The sequence below is a fragment of the Pseudomonas sp. GW821-FHT01A09 genome, assembly GCF_058986725.1.
This window is the reverse complement of record NZ_JBYSWB010000021.1, coordinates 64,548-83,136: the sequence shown is the minus strand read 5'-3', so window position 1 is coordinate 83,136 and position 18,589 is coordinate 64,548. Positions and strand designations below refer to the sequence as shown.

The following is an 18,589-nucleotide window of genomic DNA, read 5'->3' as shown; positions in this document are numbered from 1 at the left end:
AAGCGAACAGTGTGCAAACGGAGTGACAGCGATGGTGAGCAGTTGGCGTGTGCAGCAAGCGGCGCGCGAGATCCGGGCGGGCGCGGTGATTGCCTATCCAACCGAAGCGGTCTGGGGCCTGGGCTGCGACCCTTGGGACGAAGAGGCGGTGGACCGCTTGCTGGCGATCAAGAATCGCTCGGTCAGCAAGGGCTTGATCCTGGTTGCGGACAACATCCGTCAGTTCGACTTTCTGTTCGAGGACTTCCCCGAGACCTGGATGGATCAGATGTCGAGCACCTGGCCTGGGCCCAACACCTGGCTGGTCCCGCATCAGGGGCTGCTGCCCGAGTGGGTGACCGGCGATCACGAGTCGGTGGCAGTGCGGGTCAGCGACCATCCGCTGGTGCGTGAGCTGTGTGCGTTGGTGGGGCCATTGATTTCGACCTCGGCCAATCCCCAAGGGCGGCCGCCGGCGCGTACACGCTTGCGGGTGGAGCAGTACTTTCGCGGGCAGGTGGATCTGGTGCTGGGCGGGTCGCTGGGTGGGCGCAAGAGCCCAAGCGTGATTCGCGATCTGGTGACGGGTGAGATCGTCCGGCCCTGAAAAGCTTCGCGGGCAAGCCCTGCTCCCACAGGAGTACGACGCAATACCTGTGGGAGCGAAGCTTGCTCGCGAAGAGGCCCTGAGCTTCAGCACAACCCTTCAGGCCTGCCACATCCCCTTCGCGGGCAAGCCTTGCTCCCACAGCCGTACAACGCAATACCTGTAGGAGCGAAGCTTGCTCGCGAAGAGGCCCTCAGCTTCACCACAACCCCTGAGCCCTGCCAACATCCCATTCGGGGGCAAGCCCCCTCGCTACAGGGCCCACATCAAGGCAACAGAATCGTCGACCCCATGGTCTGGCGCCCCGACAAGGCCGTCTGCGCCTTGGCCGCGTCGCTCAACGGATAGCGCTGGCTGATCTCGACGTCGATCTTGCCGCTGGCGATCATCTCGAACAACTCGTCCGCCATGCCCTGCAAGGCCGGCGGCACCGCGTAGGTGGCCAGCGTCGGGCGAGTCACGTACAGCGAGCCCTTGGCCGACAGAATCCCCAGGTTGACCCCACTGACCGCCCCCGAGGCATTACCAAAGCTGACCAGCAGCCCCCGTGGCGCCACGCAGTCTAGCGAGGTTTCCCAGGTGTCCTTGCCGACGCCGTCATACACCACCGGGCATTTCTTGCCATCGGTCAACTCCAGCACGCGCTTGGCGACGTCCTCGTGGCTGTAGTCGATCACTTCCCAGGCCCCGGCCGCCTTGGCGCGAGCGGCTTTCTCCGACGAGCTGACGGTACCGATCAGCTTGACCCCAAGCGCCTTGGCCCACTGGCAGGCAATCAAGCCCACACCACCGGCAGCCGCGTGGAACAGGATGGTCTCACCGGCCTTGAGCGCGTAGGTCTGGCGGAACAGATACTGCACGGTCAGGCCCTTGAGCATCACCGCCGCCGCCTGCTCGAAGCTGACGCTGTCGGGCAGCTTCACCAGCACCGCAGCCGGTACCACGTGCACCTGGCTGTAGGCACCCAGCGGCCCTCCGGCATGGGCGACGCGATCACCCACCTTGAAGGCGGTGACCTGATCGCCTACCGCTTCGACCACGCCCGCCGCCTCGGTGCCCAGGCCCGATGGCAGTTTCGGGGCGGGGTACAGGCCGCTGCGGAAATAGGTATCGATATAGTTGAGGCCGATGGCCTCGTTGCGTACGCGAACCTCCAGGGGGCCTGGTTCGGCAGGTTGAAAGTCGACGAACTCGAGTACTTCCGGGCCGCCGTGGGCGCTGAACTGGATACGTTTGGCCATCTGCATTCTCCTGTGCGATTGGGGACTGACTCCCCATCGAACGCCTTTGCGCGACAGACGTCAACTGCGACGCGCCATGATGGGGTGGTATGCTACGCGCCGATTTTGCCGTCGCTGTCAGTTATCCACAGGCGCGCCTGCATCTGAAGAAGCACACGTCCGTTCATAGGTGACCGCATGACTACCCGCACCGAGGCCGTCAAAGCCTACCTGCTCGACTTGCAAGACCGCATCTGCACCGCCCTCCAGGACGAGGACGGCAGCGGCCGTTTCGTCGAGGACGCCTGGGTGCGCGATGCCGGCGGTGGCGGGCGCACGCGGGTCATCGACAACGGTGCGCTGATCGAAAAAGGCGGGGTCAACTTCTCCCACGTCTTCGGCAGCGGCCTGCCCCCCTCGGCCAGCGCCCATCGCCCGGAGCTCGCCGGGCGTGGCTTCGAAGCACTGGGGGTGTCGTTGGTGATCCACCCGCACAACCCTCACGTGCCGACGTCCCACGCCAACGTGCGGTTTTTCATCGCCGAAAAAGAAGGCGAAGAGGCGGTGTGGTGGTTCGGCGGCGGTTTCGACCTGACGCCCTATTACGCCAACGAAGAAGACTGCGTGCACTGGCACCGCGTTGCCGAGCGTGCCTGCGCGCCCTTCGGCGCCGAGGTGTACCCGCGCTACAAGGCCTGGTGCGATCGCTACTTCCACATCAAGCACCGCAACGAGCCGCGCGGCATCGGCGGGCTGTTTTTCGACGACCTCAACGAGTGGGATTTCGACACCAGCTTCGCCTTCATGCGCGCCATCGGCGATGCCTTTCTGGAGGCTTATGTGCCGATCGTGCAGCGCCGCAAGGCCATGGCCTTCGATGCCCGGCAGCGCGAGTTCCAGGAATATCGCCGCGGCCGTTATGTGGAATTCAACCTGGTCTATGATCGCGGCACGCTGTTCGGCCTGCAGTCGGGCGGCCGTACCGAATCGATCCTCATGTCGTTGCCGCCGCAAGTGCGCTGGGGTTATGACTGGCACGCCGAACCGGGCAGCCCGGAAGCGCGGCTGACCGAGTACTTTTTGCAGGATCGCGACTGGCTGGCCTTGACCTGACCGCCACAGCGGCATTTTTTTCGCGGGCAGAGTCCGCTCCCACCGCTGTGGATAACCTGCCCTAACAACATTCTTCAGGAAGCGCCCATGGACCAGTACGTCGTCTTCGGTAACCCGATCGGCCACAGCAAATCGCCCGCCATCCACCGGCTGTTCGCCGAGCAGACCGGCGAGCAGCTGGAATACAGCGCCCTGCTGGCACCGCTGGAAGACTTCGCCAACTGCGCCCTGGGCTTCTTCAAGCAAGGCCTCGGCGCCAACGTCACCGTGCCCTTCAAGGAAGATGCCTTTCGCCTCTGCGACGTGCTGACCGATCGCGCTCGCCGTGCCGGAGCGGTGAACATGCTGACCCGCTTGGACAACGGCGGCCTGCGCGGCGACAACACCGACGGCCTGGGGCTGGTGCGTGACCTGACGGTCAACGTCGGGGTCAGTCTCAAGGGCAAGCGCATCCTGTTGCTCGGCGCGGGCGGCGCGGTGCGCGGGGTGATCGAGTCGCTGCTGGAGCAGCAACCGGTGTCGCTGATCATCGCCAACCGCACGGTGGACAAGGCCGAGCAACTGGCCGATATCTTCAAGGATCTCGGCCCGGTGGCGTCCAGTGGTTTCGATTGGCTGGAAGAGTCGGTGGACATCATCATCAATGCCACCTCGGCGAGTCTGGCCGGTGAGCTGCCGCCGATCGCCGCGAGCCTGATCGAGCCCGGTGTGACGGTGTGCTACGACATGATGTACGGCAAGGAGCCCACACCGTTCTGCCGTTGGGCCAGTGAACATGGCGCGAAGCTGTCGGTAGATGGCTTCGGCATGCTGGTGGAGCAGGCGGCGGTGGCGTTCACCTACTGGCGTGGGGTCGAGGTGGATACTGCCCCGGTGCTGCAGGCGCTGCGCGCTCAGTTCTGACCCCTGTAGCGAGGGGGCTTGCCCCCGATAGCGGTTGACCAGTCACAGAGATGTCGCTGACACCCTTATCGGGGGCGAGCCCCCTCGCTACAGGATAATGGCGCGTTACAACTTGGCCTTCACCGCCCCCAGCGCATCCTTGCCATCGATGGTCTTCACGCCATCCAGCCATTTATCCAGCACCGCCGGGTTGGCCTTGATGTAATCCTTCACCGCCACCGCGTTGCTCACCTTCTTGTTCACCACCTCCGCCATGATGCCGTTTTCCATGTCCAGGCTGAACGTCAGATTGCCCAGCAACTTGGCCACACCCGGGCAGGCATCGGCGTAACCCTTGCGCGTCAGGGTATAAACGCTACCCGCCGAGCCGAAATACTTCTCCCCGCCGGTCAGGTAATGCATCTTGAACTGCACGTTCATGGGATGCGGCGTCCAGCCCAGGAACACCACGAACTTCTCGCGTTTCACCGCCCGGGCCACTTCCGAGAGCATCCCCTGCTCGCTTGATTCCACCAGTTTCCAGCTGCCGAGGTCGAACTCCTTCTTCTTGATGATCTCGGCCAGCGACAGGTTGGCCGGTGCACCGGAGCCGATGCCGTAGATCTTGCTGTCGAACTTGTCGGCAAACTTGTTGAGGTCGGCGAAATCATGCACACCGGCGTTGTAGACGTAGTCCGGTACCGCCAGGGTGAACTCGGTGCCGTCCAGGTTCTTGGCCAGTTGCACCACGTCACCGTTGGCGATGAACTTGTCGTAGAAGCCTTGCTGCGCCGGCATCCAGTTGCCGAGAAAGACATCCATCAGACCATCCTTGAGGCCGCCGTAGGCAATCGGTACCGCCAGGGTGTCGATCTTGGTCTGGTAGCCCATGCCTTCTAGCACAAAGGTGGCGATCGCATTGGTGGCGGCGATATCGCTCCAGCCTGGATCGGCCATCTTGACCGTGCTGCAGCTCTGTTCGGCGGCATAGGTACCGGCGCTGGCCAAGGCCATGACGCCGGCGGCGACGATTGTGGATATCTTCATCAAGCTTCCCCTTTGATTTTCAAAAAATGCACAGCCGGCAGTGTTGTTATTGCAGTGGGCTGGGTTGTGGATAACGTGCCTTGCGCTCCAGATCGTCGAGGTCGATATGGTTGCGCATGTATTGCTGGCTGGCGTCCACAAACGGCTGGTGATCCCAGCTCTTGAGCGTGCCCTGAGTCAGGGACTGGGCGACGAAGCGCCGGCGGCGCTGGCTGGCCAATACCTGTTGGCGAATCGCGGGTACGTCCCATTTGGCGCGGGCTTCGGCGAGGAAGGCGGCGAGCAGGTCGCGGTGCTCGGCGGCCTGGCTGAGGTCTTCGCGCTCATGGGGGTCGTTGCCTACGTGGTAGAGCAGGCACGGATCGTCCTCGCTGTAGATGAATTTCCACGGGCCACGGCGGATCATCATCAGCGGCCCGACGGTGCCTTCGGCCATGTATTCGCCGAACACTTCGTCGTGGGCGCCGGTACCGGTGAGGTGGCCGACGAACGAACGACCGTCCAGTGGCAAGCCCGGCTCCAGTTCACCGCCCGCCAGCTCGACCAGGGTCGGCAGCAGGTCGGCGGTGGACACCGAAGCCGTCACTCGCCCGGCCTTGAACTGCCCCGGCGCGCACACCAGCAGCGGCACCCGCGCGGACATCTCGAACCAGTGCATTTTGTACCAGAGGCCGCGTTCGCCGAGCATGTCGCCGTGGTCGCCGGAGAACACGATGATGGTGTCGTCCATCAGGCCGGTGTCTTCCAGCGTCTGCAGGAGCTTGCCGACGTTGCTGTCGACATAGCTGCAGGCGCCGAAATATGCCCGGCGGGCGTCGCTGATCTTGTGTTCAGGCAGCGGCTTGTCCCACAGGTCGTAGACCTTGAGCAGGCGCTGGGAGTGAGGGTCGAGCTCCTCCTGACCGGGGACGTTCTGTGGCAAGGGGATGTCGGTGTCGGCGTACAGGTCCCAGAACGGCTTTGGAATGGTGTACGGGTCGTGGGGGTGGGTCATCGATACGGTCAGGCAGAACGGCTGGTCGCCGTCTTCGCGAATGTGATCGAACAGGTATTGCTGGGCCTTGAACACCACCTCTTCATCGAAATCCAGCTGGTTGGTACGCACGCAAGGGCCGGCCTGCAGCACCGACGACATGTTGTGATACCAGCTGGGACGCACATCGGGCTCGTCCCAGTTCACCGCCCAGCCATAGTCGGCGGGGTAGATATCACTGGTCAGGCGTTCTTCATAACCGTGCAGCTGGTCCGGCCCGCAGAAGTGCATCTTGCCCGACAGCGCGGTGTGGTAGCCCAGGCGACGCAGGTAGTGGGCATAGGTGGGTACGTCGGCGGCGAAATCGGCGGCGTTGTCGTAGGCGCCGATCTTGCTCGGCAACTGGCCGCTGACCAGGGTAAAACGCGACGAGGCGCAGAGCGGGCTGTTGCAGTAGGCGGAGTCGAACACCACACCCGTCTCGGCGAGGCGGCTCAGGTGCGGCATCTTGATCGGGGACGGGGCGTAAAACGGCAGCAGGGGTGCGGCCATCTGGTCGGCCATGATGAAAAGAATGTTCTTGCGCTTCATGGGCTCGCGTCGTTCCATAGTGGATGGTTATGCGATATCGCTGGACGTCAGGATGCCGTCGCAGGCGGGAAGCGGTAAAGCCCATGCAACATAATGACTAGGATAAGCACAGCTTATGTTTGAGAGCCTTGGCAGTCTGTCGCTGGATTTGCTCCGCGCCTTCGAGTCGGCCGCTCGTCACCGCAGCTTCACGGCAGCGGCGCAAGAGCTCGGCACTACCCAGCCGGCGGTGAGCCAGCAGATCAAACGCCTCGAAGAACAGTTGTCCACGCGGCTGTTCGATCGGGTCTACCGCGGCATCGAGTTGACCGATGCCGGAGCGTTGTTGTTCGAGCAAGTCCAGCTGGGTTTGCTGAATATCGACGCGTGTTTGCACCGGATCACCGCGCAATCGCAACATGAGGTGCTGCAGGTCTCCACGGATTTTGCCTTTGCCGCTTACTGGTTAATGCCCCGCCTGCATGGCTTCCACCAACTTTATCCACAGGTCGATGTGAGCCTCGTGACCAGTGAACGCAGCTACTCGATGTTGCGCAGTGACATCGACGTGGCGATCCTTTTCGGTGACGGCCGCTTCAATCAGGGTGAAAGCCACTGGTTGTTCGGTGAAGAAGTGTTCCCCGTGTGTAGCCCACGGCTGATCGAAGGCCGCTCTGCCCCGCTGCCCGTCACCGCGCTGCAGGATCTGCCGCTGCTGCACCTGCGCGGCGAAAGCAGCCACCACTGGTTCGACTGGACCGGCCTGTTCCGCGCCTTGGATATCCCCGGCGCACCCGCCCCCGGGCAACTGCGCTTCGACAACTACACCTTGCTGATCCAGGCGGCGATTGCCGGCCAGGGAGTGGCCATCGGCTGGCGCCATCTGGTGGATGCGCTGCTGGAGCAAGGCCTGCTGTGCCGCCCGGTCGCGCAGACTGCCCGTTCGCCCATGGGCTATTACGTGGTGCTGCCGCAGCGCAAGCGCCGAGGCGAGATGATCGATCGGTTCGTGGAGTGGCTGCGCGAGGAGCAGGTGGGTGGGCAGTGGTTGCGGATTGATTCTTGAGGCTGCTTGGGAATCTTCCTACAGTCGTGTCGGAATAAGACGACATACGATAGCGGCTCGTCATCCTTAAACTCCGATCCTCCATCAGCTTTGCATGTTCGCAAGTACATTGCGCTTCGCTATAGAGGCGGGTGTTTACCAATGTATCTGGCGGTACAGCATCTACCGAAAAATGAGTACTGTCCATGGACGTATATGCGTGAAAAACCGAAAGTGCTCGGATTTATCTGGGCCTGCATATGGAATCTATTGAGGGTGGTTGTTTTTTTATGGCTGATTTTTCAGCTGATGGGTATTGGGGCCTCCATACTTGGAGGTATTGCGGGTTGACTTAGGTTGCAGATACGCTGAATTAATAATCGCTATCTTCGCCCAAAAATACGGTATCAACGATGATGCAAAAAATTGATCAGATGAAAATGGATGAGTTGAATTCCACGCTTTCCAGTTCCGGGCCTGATGCGCTGTATAATGCGATGGCGCAGATGGGATATCAATATGCAAAGCTTGCGGAGGGCGTGGCTTTAGGCGACTCGCTTTCTGGCTCAGCGGCGATAAATTTTATGCAGTTGACTGCGAAACACGCTGGAAAGAACATAGATCAAGAACAGCTTCAGAAGATACGGCATGACATGGCTCAAGCATATCTTAAAGCCTTGGCCGAGCAGCTTCGAGGTGGTGAAGGTATGGTTTCCCGTGATATTAACGCCCAAGAAGCTTGGGATTTCCACAGCGCAGTATTCGCTAAACATAATTTAGACCAGGATAGTTGGACACTAAATTCGGTTTTCAAAGCATTGGATTCGGAAAATAGAGAGACGTATTGGGATCTGGTAAAAAGCTCTGCTGGTAGCTCGCTTGCAGAGGGTGATCTGGCATTCCAAACTCATAGGATGATGGCCTTGGCTTCGGTAGTGGGATCGCAAGAGGTTAAACAGAATGCCGATAGATGGCTCGCACGCGTGGAGCATCCTTCCACCGCGAGTGCCATAGCACAAATGCTGGCCGCTAACATAGGTAAAACGTTGTCGGACTTCTCGTTCAACGATCTATTCGGTCCTTCAGAGACAATTCCGGAGGTGCAGCCACCAGTAATACAACCGGCGCCAGAACCTCCACCTAGCGGAATGGGCGCTCATATCGATAGTAATCCACCATCAGTTAATCTCGGAGCGAGTGCAGGCACTCATATTCCTGTTCATTCTTCCGGTGCTCGCGTGGATATTGGTCCCTTAGAGTTTCCAAATATTTCCGCTGACCGTGATCGCTGCCCTAAGGAATATCGGCACGGAGATGAGTGTGATTGGGATGCTGCCAAGGGAGCTGCGGATTATCTCAAGAAATAACAAACTCATCGCGGTCACGTTCGAGTGAGCTACTTTGGGCGGCCATGAGCAGGTTACATACCGAACCAACGCATTATGGCTGGGGTATAGTTTGTGGTCGTCAGTCCCTAGAGCATGCGTCGTCTCGAAAAAACCGATAATCTTGCGGATATCATTCTTCCACCAAGGTCCGCACCCGTGTCCACCATCCACTCTTACCACGCCCACATCTACTACGACGCCAGCACCCTGCCCCAGGCCCGCGCGCTATGCGAAGAGGCCGTGCGGTTGTTCGGGGTAAAAATGGGTCGCATGCACGAGCGCCCGGTGGGGCCGCACCCGGACTGGAGCTGTCAGTTGACCGTGGCGGTCGAGGAAATCGGGGCGGTGCTGGGATGGTTGGCCTTGAATCGCAATGGTTTGGTGGTATTCATGCACCCGGAAACGGGAAATGCTTTAGCGGATCACGCCCGTCATGCGATATGGATGGGAGCTATGCGGCCGTTGGATCTGAGTATTTTTGGATGATGAAAAAGTGGTTCTATAATTTTCTAGAGTGCTTCATAAAGAGCTAATCCTGAGCTGAGCGAATTCTGGAAGCGCATAGATGCTGTGGGAAATATCCTGATTTTTTTTCAGGAGGTTAGCTATGTTAGACGTCAATATAGCGTTGAACGCAGTATATCGTATTGGTGAGATGGCAGCGCAAGGCTCAAAAGATACTAAAGCTAATGGTATTGTTGAGCGGGTAGTTGGGAGTACTATCTCAAGTAATACATTGGCAGTCTTGATGAAGGACAGGGATAATCTGCCCCATACGATGGCAAAGCTGATGCTTTTAATGAGCAAACCTGTGAGTGATTTTAGTGAATATAATCTATCAAGGCAGTATGGAAATAGTTCTATCCCTACCACAGTAGTCGACTTGGAGGTACCTGCAAGCTCCTTTGATGACGCTCAACATGCCGATAAGCCAAGTGCGTTCTCCAAAATGGTCGCTGCGTTGGAGGTGCACAAGGGCTTAATCTACGGTTCCCATAGAACAAAAATTCAAGCTAATCGTTCTGCCGTCGGATTGCAACAATGGGCCCAGAAGGCGGATGTAGAAACTATGGAGTTCACTATCGAGAATTTCGTAATGGATATGGAGGCTGTCATATCTCACAAGCGCCGTACCAATAGACTCGAAGCGGACAAGCTCCAAAGTCTGGCCAAGTGCGCAATCGAATCGGCACTGGATCTCGCGAAGCAAAACATACTGGAAAAAACCGCAGTCAGTGGTGGGGAACTGCTCAGGCCGGAAATGGAGGATCGCGTTGAAGCGGCCTTGCGCACCGCGCAATATCATGGATTCAGCACTGGCGTTACTCTCGCGTTGATTAATCGCGACGACATAAAATTTGACTAAATCAGCTGTAGCGTCATCGGTAGCGGTGGTGTGGGGTATCATCGCTACCAAAGTGTAACGAAAGTGTACTAAGGGGTAATTTATCCACACGGTACCATTGACCAAGGCTCCCTGATCTAACGTGTATTTTATACTAGATATTTCCATGGCTGATTTTTGGCAGCACAAAAGTCAGAAATCCGGGTAGCCTACGCATTTCTAGTCGGAGTATCCGTGTATGGACATAGCCAAATCGATGACATCAATCTATGCTAGCCAATATCTAGGGCATCGCACGAATGTACATGGAGTTGTTGGAACTAATAGTATATCCGGTAATCTTTCCGAAGCCCGAAATGGCTTGGCAACACTCGCTGGCCTATCCCGGCACTTAGCATCCTTTGCGAACACAATTACACAGATCATATCTCTGACTAAGAAGAACCCCGCTATTCAGGAGCCGCATGCGCCTGTGAGTCCCCTGGTCAGTACATCGCCGACTCCTGGCGGCGAACATATCGATAACCTGGTTTCCGCTATCGAGGTTTACAAGTCGCGAGTATCTATTTTCTCAACCTCGCGAAAGCCAATAACGCGGGCTTATAAGGCAGCGCAATCTATACAGCGGTGGGCAAACACTCGGAAAGTCGAAGATTTCTGTAATTCAGGCCCCTGTTTTATAACTGATATGTCAGCGCTACTGACGCTTACCGCCAAACAGAAAAAAGGCGCTGAGCTTCAAAGTCTGTTTCGTCTTGCGGTTGACAATATCGTAGTGTTATTGGCAGATTCTTTGGAGTTGGAAACTGGATTGATAAATCATGCTGCAAATATGCCAGGGCACGAAAGAGTTCCGTTAGAACAATTTTTTGCACTATTGGGTAAATTCGAGTTGATGTCGCTTCAGGTCAACGTCAAACTTTAGAAAAGGTCTGTCAGTTTATGACTGGCGCCATTGTTGCTTCTTGGAGAAATAATATGACTGTTAGCAGTGTAGTAACCACGCAGACAATGTCCAATAACCCAAATGAGCTTTGGGAAAATAAAGGTGTTCACACCTATGCACCATCTATGAATGCCATTACGCAACTGCCATCCTTGATCTCTGGTACGCACCAGGGTGTTAACTCTGCCCCCCCCCATAAACACGCCGTCATCAAGCGTGCCTCATCCTGAAGCAAGTTTTCAAATCCCTCAGATACTTGTAAATGGCCAGCAAATTACTGATAAAACTCAAGGAGCAAAAACCACGATCAAACTGACCTCTCTAGAGGCGGATAGTCCTTTCCATAGAATGGTCGAGTCACTTAAGGTCAATCCCGCTAATTGTCTTGGAGGGTCTCACGAAACCAAGGTACACGCTGAAATTGCGGCTAAGTGCCTGCTTATTTGGGCGGAACATGGGCAACGAGATATCTTGGAAATGGGTGTACATTTTATCGAGGACATGGCCGCATTAATCGAGCATAAAAAAGGTACTAATCCCACTGAGGCAGCTGCCCTCACGCAATTAACGCGCGAGGTGGTTGACGCGATTATTGCTCGCGCCGACGATATCTACCCCGAAACTATCAATGAAGAAGGTCAAGATTCAGATATTTCCCTTGCCCTGTCTAAAATAGGAAAGACATTGGATGCCGCTGTTAAGAATGGATTTGCGACAATGCCTAATGCGCAATCGCACCCCCAACATCATACTTCTCGACGACAAAACGTAGCTGATCGCCGAGTTTGATAAGACTCACTCAACGTGAATGATCATTGGATAATGATTCCGGCCCACGCGATATGAGCCGGAATCACCCATCGATCAATTCAACACATTGTCCAGGATCTCATACACCAACCCAGTCCCAACCGCGACCAGCACCACATCGCTGCCCAGCCGGCGCCACTGGTAGCCGTCGTAGTGTGGCAGGTGGCGCAGTGCAGCGGCGTCCAGCGGACGACCGTAGCCGCGTGGCAGCGGGCGACCGCGCTCCACGTGGATGTTCGGTGGCAGCGGGTTGCCGCGGCCGAAGCTCTCGCGATTTTGCGAAATGGTCTGGCGCACAGGGCCGAAGTCCTGCGGCGGACGGCCACCGCGGTTGCTCTGCTGGTTGCCATGGCCGGAGCCGTTGCCGCCGCCCTGCTGGCCGCGATCCTGCTGATGTTGCTGCTGCCCCTGCCCTTGCCCCTGCGGGCCTTGCTGATGCTGCTCGCCGCCCGGGCCGTGATCATTTGGCCCCGGAGCCGCTTGCAACAGCGGGGTCACACCGACCAGCACGATACCCATGGCAGCGATCAGCGGTTTTGGCAATTTCATCAAATGTATCCTCAGGCACTAACAGCAAAAAGGGAGGTAGCCCAAAAGCTCCCTCCCTCTGTTCTTGCAGCGTTAGTCCCTGAAAACAGAGGCTAATTCCTTTGTATCAGGAACTTTACCCTCGGCTGACGCGGGCTTTACGCACGCCGTCGGCCAAGGCTTTGCACAGGCTCAGCACGTCGTCGACCGCTTGCCCGGCGTTGGCTGCCTTGGCGACCTTGTCGACCAGCGCCGACCCGACCACCACGCCATCGGCCAGGCGCGCGATCGCGGCGGCCTGTTCGGGGGTGCGGATACCGAAACCGACGCTGATCGGCAAATCGGTGTGGCGGCGCAGGCGCTCGATGGCGCTGCTGACCTGGTCGCTGGTGGCGGAACCGGCACCGGTCACGCCAGCCACGGAGACGTAGTAGACGAAGCCGGAGCTGCGCTCCAGTACGGTCGGCAAGCGCACGTCATCGGTGGTCGGGGTGGTCAGGCGGATGAAATCGATACCGGCGGCCTGGGCCGGGGTCGCCAGCTCGGCGTCGTGCTCGGGCGGCAGGTCGACGATGATCAGGCCATCGACGCCAGCGGCCTTGGCCTCAGCGACGAAGGCTTCGACGCCAAAGCGGTGGATCGGGTTGTAGTAGCCCATCAGCACGATCGGCGTGGTGCTGTCGTCGATGCGGAACTCGCGGACCATCTTCAAGGTTTTCGCCAGCGTCTGACCGGCTTCCAGAGCGCGCAAGGTGGCGAGCTGGATGGCGATGCCATCGGCCATCGGATCGGTGAAGGGCATGCCCAGCTCGATGACGTCGGCACCGGCCGCAGGCAGGCCCTTGAGGATCTCCAGAGAGGCGTCATAGCCAGGGTCGCCAGCGGTCACGAAAGTGACCAGGGCGGCGCGGCCTTCGGCCTTGAGGTCGGCAAAGCGTTGTTCGAGGCGGCTCATACCGATTTCTCCTGGGTCGCGGCCATGTGGTTCATCACGGTTTGCATGTCTTTGTCACCACGGCCCGACAGGCACACCACCATCAAGTGATCTTTGGGCAGGGTCGGCGCGCGCTTGATCACCTCTGCCAGGGCGTGAGCGGTTTCCAGCGCCGGAATGATGCCTTCCAGGCGGCAGCTGGTGTGGAACGCGGCCAAGGCTTCGTCATCGGTGATGCTGGTGTAGTTGACGCGCTTGATCTCGTGCAACCAGGCGTGCTCGGGGCCGATGCCAGGGTAGTCGAGCCCGGCGGAGATCGAGTGGGCGTCGGTGATCTGGCCGTCTTCGTCTTGCAGCAGGTAGGTGCGATTACCGTGCAGTACACCCGGGACGCCGCCGTTCAGGCTGGCGGCGTGTTTGCCGGAATCGACACCGTGGCCGGCCGCTTCGACGCCGATGATTTCCACATTGGCGTCATCCAGAAACGGGTGGAACAGGCCCATGGCGTTGGAGCCTCCACCTACGCAGGCCACCAGGCTGTCGGGCAAACGGCCTTCCTTTTCAAGCATCTGCTCTTTGGTTTCCTTGCCGATGATCGACTGGAAGTCACGCACCATGGCCGGGTAAGGATGCGGGCCGGCGACGGTGCCGATCAGGTAGAAGGTGTCGTCGACGTTGGTGACCCAGTCGCGCAGGGCGTCGTTCATGGCGTCCTTGAGGGTGCCGGTGCCGGAGGTGACCGGCACGATCTCGGCGCCCAGCAGCTTCATGCGGAACACGTTGGCCTGTTGGCGCTCGATGTCGGTGGCGCCCATGTAGATCACGCAAGGCAGGCCGAAACGGGCAGCGACGGTGGCGGTGGCCACGCCGTGCATGCCGGCGCCGGTCTCAGCGATCAGGCGCTTTTTGCCCATGCGCTTGGCCAGCAGCACCTGGCCGATACAGTTGTTCACCTTGTGGGCGCCGGTGTGGTTGAGTTCTTCACGCTTGAAGAAGATCTTCGCGCCACCCAGGTGCTCGGTCAGACGTTCGGCAAAATACAGCGGGTTCGGGCGGCCGATGTAGTCGCGCTGGAAGTACGCCAACTGTTCGAGGAATTCAGGATCGGCCTTGGCCGCTTCGTACTCGCGGGCCAGGTCCAGCACCAGCGGCATCAGGGTTTCGGCAACGTAGCGGCCGCCGAATGCACCGAACAGGCCGTTGGCGTCGGGGCCGCTGCGCAGATTAGTCTGAGTCATGGAACGCTCCACTGAACGAATGGCGTTGGACAGGAATGTCGATAGAGCTAACTGTAGACACCCCACGGGCGGATGAAAACCGATAAGATTGCGGCAACCTGTCAGGAATTCTCACATATTACCATGAGCCGTGACCTCCCCCCTCTCAATGCCCTGCGGGCCTTCGAAGCCGCCGCCCGGCTGAACAGCGTCAGCCTGGCGGGCGAACACTTGCACGTAACCCACGGCGCGGTGAGCCGGCAGATCAAGGTGCTTGAGGAACATCTGGGCGTGGCCTTGTTCAGCAAGGATGGCCGCGGCCTTAAACTCACAGATGCCGGCATCCGGTTGCGCGATGCCAGCAGCGATGCGTTCGAGCGCCTGCGCAGCGTGTGCGGCGAGATCAGCCAGGGCAATGCCGATGCGCCATTCGTGCTCGGCTGTTCCGGCAGCTTGCTGGCGCGCTGGTTCATTCCGCGGTTGGGGCGCCTGAACGCGGATCTGCCGGATCTGCGCCTGCACCTGTCGGCCGGCGAAGGCGACCTCGATCCGCGCCGGCCGGGGCTCGATGCCCTGCTGGTGTTCGCCGAGCCACCGTGGCCGGCGGACATGCAAGTTTTCGAACTGGCCAGCGAGCGCATCGGCCCGGTGGTCAGCCCGCGGTTCGCCGGCTTTGATCGGTTATGCCAGGCGCCGGTCGCGGCGCTGCAGCACGAGACGTTGCTGCAAACCACCTCGCGCTTGCAGGCGTGGCCCAGCTGGGCGCAGCAGAATGGCATTGCCGTCGAGGCGCTGCGTTACGGGCAGGCGTTCGAGCATCTGTATTATTTGCTGGAGGCGGCGGTCGCCGGGTTGGGTATCGCGATTGCGCCCGAGCCGTTGGTGGCGGACGACTTGAACGCCGGTCGCCTGGCCGCGCCCTGGGGCTTTACAGAAACCCCGGCGCGCCTGGCGCTCTGGGTGCCGCGCCGCGCCGCTGATGGGCGCGCGCAGCAACTGGCGCAATGGCTCAAGGCTGAGTTGCACCAGCGCATTCCACTGTAGCGAGGGTCTATCAGTCACGCTTGCTGATCAGGTACGCCGCCAACAGGCCGAGCGCGCCGACGGCCACGCCAGCTGTGGTCCATGGGTGTTCTTGAGCGTAGTCGCGAGTGGCGACGCTGGTTTCGCGGGTTTTGACTTTCACTTCTTCATAGACATCGCTGAGCAGATGACGGGAGTGCTTGAGGGCGTTCTCGGCATTGGCCTTGAGCGCCTTGAGGGTTTTCAGTGACTCTCCGGACGCGTCCTCTTTCAGGCTTTCCAGTGACTTGAGCAGGCTTTCGATTTCGGCTTCCATGCTTTGCAGCGAGGCTTTGCGTAACGAAGTATTGGCCATGGTGACTTCTCCTGAGGATGAGTTGCTGTGTAAGTTTCCGACTGCACGTTGTGCAGAAAGTGCAGTGCGGGTGAACTTTTCCCGTGGATTTCCCCACAGATGTACACGACCACAGCGCAGTCACGCTGAAATCCGATCATTAGGGAGAACCACCATGAGCGACCATCACACGTACAAGAAGATCGAACTCGTCGGCTCCTCGCCGACCAGCATCGAAGATGCCATCAACAACGCCCTGGCCGAAGCCAGCAAGAGCCTCAAGCACCTGGAATGGTTCGAAGTAACCGAGACCCGCGGCCACATCCAGGCCGGGCGCGCGGCGCACTTCCAGGTGACCTTGAAAGTCGGCTTCCGCATCGAGCAGAGCTGATCGGAAATCTCCTACATCAGCGCCCGATGTTTCGGACTGGCTGATGTGGGTTTATTCGGCTACAAGTAGCGGGCGCTGACCAAATTCGGGAGGCGCCCATTTTATTGTTTGATCCGACCAGGGAATGTGACCGATGAAGAAGTTTCTGTTGGCGGTAGGTTTGTTGAGTATTGCCAGTGGCGCATTTGCGGCAGGCAAATCGTGTGACGATCTCAAAGGCGAGATCGATGCCAAGATCAAGGCCAAAGGGGCGTCGGGCTATTCGCTTGATGTCGTTGCCAAGGGCGCCGGTGCGGATGCCAAAGTGGTCGGGACATGCGAAGCGGGCAGCAAAGAGATTGTGTACAAGAAGGGCTGATGATTCAGATGCAAAAAAAGCCGGCTTGGATGCCGGCTTTTTGCTGCCTGCGCCTCGCGCAATGGGCCTGGCTCGCGGGCCCCTTCGCGGGCAAGCCTCGCTCCCACAGAGTTGACGGCAGCTGAGTCGTACACCTGTGGGAGCCGGGCTTGCCCGCGAAGAGGCCGACCCTGCGTACCTCGATGTCAGCCCCTGACCGCCTGAGCCAGCAGTTCGTAGGAGCGAATCCGATCGGCGTGTTCGTACAGGTCGCAGGTAAAGATCAACTCGTCGGCCTGGGTCTGCTCCACCAGCACCTCGAGTTTGGCGCGCACCTTGGCCGCGCTGCCGATCATCGCCAGGCCAAGGAAATCCCCTACCGCCTCGCGCTCATGGGGCAGCCACAGGCCTTCCATCGATTCCACCGGTGGCTGTTGCATCAGGCTCTTGCCGCGCATGAGGTTGAGAATGCGGCGATACACCGAGGTGGCCAGGTACTCCGCGCGCTCGTCGGTCTCGGCCACCACCAGTGGCACGCCGAGCATCACGTAGGGTTCATCCAGCACGGCGGAGGGCTGAAAGTGGTTGCGGTAGACGCGGATCGCCTCGTGCATGTAGCGCGGCGCGAAGTGCGAGGCAAAAGCGTAGGGCAGACCACGCATGCCGGCCAGCTGAGCGCTGAACAGGCTCGAACCGAGCAACCAGACGGGGACGTTGGTGTCGCTGCCGGGGACGGCGATGACCTTCTGCTCGGGGAAGCGTGGGCCGAGGTATTCGATCAGTTCGGCGACGTCATCGGGGAAGTCGTCGGCGCTGCCGGAGCGCTCGCGACGCAAAGCGCGGGCGGTCATCTGATCGGAGCCGGGCGCACGGCCCAGGCCGAGGTCGATACGGCCTGGGTACAGGCTTTCCAGCGTGCCGAACTGCTCGGCGATTACCAATGGCGCGTGATTGGGCAGCATCACGCCGCCGCTGCCGACGCGGATGGTCGAAGTACCGCCGGCCAGATATCCCAGCAGCACCGAGGTGGCCGAGCTGGCGATGCCATCCATGTTGTGGTGTTCGGCCACCCAGAAGCGGTTGTAGCCAAAGCGCTCGACGTGTTGGGCGAGGTCCAGGGAGTTGCGCAACGATTGTGCTGCACCCTTGTCGGCACGCACGGGCACCAGGTCGAGGGCGGAAATTTTGATATCGGCGAGTCGTTTCATGGGGCTTGAACATCCTCTGCTGGGTCGATGCACAGCGACAGGGCCGAGCGCATGACCGTGTGATCATCGCGTCACAGGCGTGGGTTCATGATATGGGCATATCCACCTAATTCAATACCCGGTGTGCAATCGATCTGAACTTGCTGACGGGCGTCACCTCTGAATAGGAGTAATGGCACTCAACCTTCGAGTGCGATCCTGACGGAGGTTTCCATGAAAAAGACAGCATCGGCAATTTGGGAAGGCGGTCTGAAAGACGGTAAAGGCCAGATTTCCACGGAAAGCGGCGCGCTGCGCAACACCCCTTATGGTTTCAATACTCGCTTCGAAGGCGTGCCAGGCACCAATCCGGAAGAACTGATCGGCGCTGCGCACGCGGGCTGCTTCTCGATGGCGCTGTCGATGATCCTCGGCGAAGCAGGCCTGACCGCCGAGCGTATCGACACCACCGCCGAAGTGACGCTGGACAAGCAGCCTGACGGCTTCGCCATTACTGCGGTGCATCTGATCCTCAAGGCCAAGGTGCCTGGTGCATCGGCCGAGCAGTTCAGCGAGCTGGCCAACAAGGCCAAGGCCGGCTGCCCGGTATCCAAGGTGCTCAAAGGCGCCGACATCAGTCTGGATGCAACACTGCTGTCATGAGTGACCTTTCCTGTGGGAATGGGCTAAGCCCACGCAGCGGAGCGCTCGGT

At 59.4% G+C, this 18,589-nt stretch carries 21 protein-coding genes; 13 read left to right on the top strand and 8 right to left on the bottom strand.

The annotated features are described in order from the left end of the window. Positions 1 to 31 precede the first annotated feature (31 nt). Positions 32 to 586 (top strand): L-threonylcarbamoyladenylate synthase type 1 TsaC, encoded by a 555-nt coding sequence (gene tsaC / locus AC3WJP_RS21365; protein ID WP_493724279.1) that lies wholly within the window; start codon positions 32 to 34, stop codon positions 584 to 586. Positions 587 to 852: 266 nt separating this feature from the next. Here the strand turns inward: tsaC and AC3WJP_RS21360 are convergent, their stop codons facing one another. Further along, on the bottom strand, positions 853 to 1,827 hold the full coding sequence (locus AC3WJP_RS21360) for an NADPH:quinone reductase (RefSeq protein ID WP_493724280.1): 975 nt from the start codon (positions 1,825 to 1,827) through the stop codon (positions 853 to 855). A 177-nt stretch (positions 1,828 to 2,004) separates the two neighbouring features. Between AC3WJP_RS21360 and hemF the strand changes: the two genes are divergently transcribed. Both hemF and aroE read left to right on the top strand, forming a co-directional pair. Next, a complete protein-coding gene (gene hemF, locus AC3WJP_RS21355) occupies positions 2,005 to 2,919 on the top strand; it encodes an oxygen-dependent coproporphyrinogen oxidase (protein WP_493724281.1) in 915 nt (304 codons plus the stop codon). Between the two features lie 87 nt (positions 2,920 to 3,006). Beyond that, positions 3,007 to 3,822, top strand: coding sequence for a shikimate dehydrogenase (aroE, locus tag AC3WJP_RS21350; RefSeq protein ID WP_493724282.1), 816 nt, complete (start codon positions 3,007 to 3,009; stop codon positions 3,820 to 3,822). 105 nt (positions 3,823 to 3,927) lie between these two features. Here aroE and choX read toward each other — a convergent pair whose 3' ends face one another. Together choX and betC are read right to left on the bottom strand one after the other, a co-directional pair. After that, on the bottom strand, positions 3,928 to 4,851 hold the full coding sequence (gene choX, locus AC3WJP_RS21345; RefSeq protein WP_493723498.1) for a choline ABC transporter substrate-binding protein: 924 nt from the start codon (positions 4,849 to 4,851) through the stop codon (positions 3,928 to 3,930). A 43-nt stretch (positions 4,852 to 4,894) separates the two neighbouring features. Next, a complete protein-coding gene (gene betC, locus AC3WJP_RS21340; RefSeq protein WP_493723499.1) occupies positions 4,895 to 6,412 on the bottom strand; it encodes a choline-sulfatase in 1,518 nt (505 codons plus the stop codon). 115 nt (positions 6,413 to 6,527) lie between these two features. Here betC and AC3WJP_RS21335 point away from each other — a divergent pair, with 115 nt between their 5' ends. The 6 genes from AC3WJP_RS21335 (at position 6,528) to AC3WJP_RS21310 (ending at position 11,904) form a co-directional block, all read left to right on the top strand. Beyond that, positions 6,528 to 7,457: a choline sulfate utilization transcriptional regulator gene (locus AC3WJP_RS21335; RefSeq protein WP_493723500.1), complete on the top strand. Its 930-nt coding sequence runs from the start codon at positions 6,528 to 6,530 to the stop codon at positions 7,455 to 7,457. 392 nt (positions 7,458 to 7,849) lie between these two features. Beyond that, a complete protein-coding gene (locus tag AC3WJP_RS21330) occupies positions 7,850 to 8,803 on the top strand; it encodes a hypothetical protein (RefSeq protein ID WP_493723501.1) in 954 nt (317 codons plus the stop codon). Between the two features lie 177 nt (positions 8,804 to 8,980). Beyond that, entirely contained in the window at positions 8,981 to 9,310 is a 330-nt protein-coding gene (locus tag AC3WJP_RS21325) for a DOPA 4,5-dioxygenase family protein (RefSeq protein WP_493723567.1), read from the top strand. A gap of 121 nt (positions 9,311 to 9,431) precedes the next feature. After that, positions 9,432 to 10,190: a hypothetical protein gene (locus AC3WJP_RS21320; RefSeq protein ID WP_493723502.1), complete on the top strand. Its 759-nt coding sequence runs from the start codon at positions 9,432 to 9,434 to the stop codon at positions 10,188 to 10,190. A gap of 217 nt (positions 10,191 to 10,407) precedes the next feature. Then, positions 10,408 to 11,094 (top strand): hypothetical protein, encoded by a 687-nt coding sequence (locus AC3WJP_RS21315; RefSeq protein ID WP_493723503.1) that lies wholly within the window; start codon positions 10,408 to 10,410, stop codon positions 11,092 to 11,094. A 237-nt stretch (positions 11,095 to 11,331) separates the two neighbouring features. Continuing rightward, positions 11,332 to 11,904 (top strand): hypothetical protein, encoded by a 573-nt coding sequence (locus tag AC3WJP_RS21310; protein WP_493723504.1) that lies wholly within the window; start codon positions 11,332 to 11,334, stop codon positions 11,902 to 11,904. A gap of 75 nt (positions 11,905 to 11,979) precedes the next feature. Here AC3WJP_RS21310 and AC3WJP_RS21305 read toward each other — a convergent pair whose 3' ends face one another. The 3 genes from AC3WJP_RS21305 to trpB all read right to left on the bottom strand — a co-directional run bounded on the left by AC3WJP_RS21305 (position 11,980) and on the right by trpB (position 14,625). Next, entirely contained in the window at positions 11,980 to 12,474 is a 495-nt protein-coding gene (locus tag AC3WJP_RS21305) for an anti-virulence regulator CigR family protein (protein WP_493723505.1), read from the bottom strand. A gap of 115 nt (positions 12,475 to 12,589) precedes the next feature. Next, a complete protein-coding gene (gene trpA, locus AC3WJP_RS21300; RefSeq protein WP_493723506.1) occupies positions 12,590 to 13,408 on the bottom strand; it encodes a tryptophan synthase subunit alpha in 819 nt (272 codons plus the stop codon). Further along, a complete protein-coding gene (trpB, locus tag AC3WJP_RS21295; protein ID WP_493723507.1) occupies positions 13,405 to 14,625 on the bottom strand; it encodes a tryptophan synthase subunit beta in 1,221 nt (406 codons plus the stop codon). The genes trpA and trpB overlap by 4 nt, the downstream gene beginning before the upstream one ends. A gap of 72 nt (positions 14,626 to 14,697) precedes the next feature. Between trpB and AC3WJP_RS21290 the strand changes: the two genes are divergently transcribed. After that, positions 14,698 to 15,648, top strand: coding sequence for a LysR family transcriptional regulator (locus AC3WJP_RS21290; protein ID WP_493723508.1), 951 nt, complete (start codon positions 14,698 to 14,700; stop codon positions 15,646 to 15,648). 10 nt (positions 15,649 to 15,658) lie between these two features. On the opposite strand, the gene AC3WJP_RS21285 is transcribed toward AC3WJP_RS21290, so the two are convergent. Then, the gene (locus tag AC3WJP_RS21285; RefSeq protein WP_493723509.1) at positions 15,659 to 15,982 is read right to left on the bottom strand and encodes an ElaB/YgaM/YqjD family protein; all 324 of its coding nucleotides are present in this window, start codon (positions 15,980 to 15,982) and stop codon (positions 15,659 to 15,661) included. A gap of 154 nt (positions 15,983 to 16,136) precedes the next feature. Between AC3WJP_RS21285 and AC3WJP_RS21280 the strand changes: the two genes are divergently transcribed. Then, entirely contained in the window at positions 16,137 to 16,352 is a 216-nt protein-coding gene (locus AC3WJP_RS21280; protein WP_493723510.1) for a dodecin, read from the top strand. Between the two features lie 133 nt (positions 16,353 to 16,485). Further along, on the top strand, positions 16,486 to 16,710 hold the full coding sequence (locus tag AC3WJP_RS21275) for a DUF1161 domain-containing protein (protein WP_493723511.1): 225 nt from the start codon (positions 16,486 to 16,488) through the stop codon (positions 16,708 to 16,710). A gap of 185 nt (positions 16,711 to 16,895) precedes the next feature. Here AC3WJP_RS21275 and AC3WJP_RS21270 read toward each other — a convergent pair whose 3' ends face one another. Beyond that, positions 16,896 to 17,897 carry an LLM class flavin-dependent oxidoreductase gene (locus AC3WJP_RS21270; protein ID WP_493723512.1) on the bottom strand — a complete coding sequence of 334 codons (1,002 nt, stop codon included), beginning with the start codon at positions 17,895 to 17,897 and terminating at the stop codon, positions 16,896 to 16,898. Between the two features lie 213 nt (positions 17,898 to 18,110). On the opposite strand from AC3WJP_RS21270, the gene AC3WJP_RS21265 reads away from it, so the two are divergent. After that, on the top strand, positions 18,111 to 18,539 hold the full coding sequence (locus AC3WJP_RS21265) for an OsmC family protein (RefSeq protein WP_493723513.1): 429 nt from the start codon (positions 18,111 to 18,113) through the stop codon (positions 18,537 to 18,539). The last annotated feature ends 50 nt before the right edge of the window (positions 18,540 to 18,589 follow it).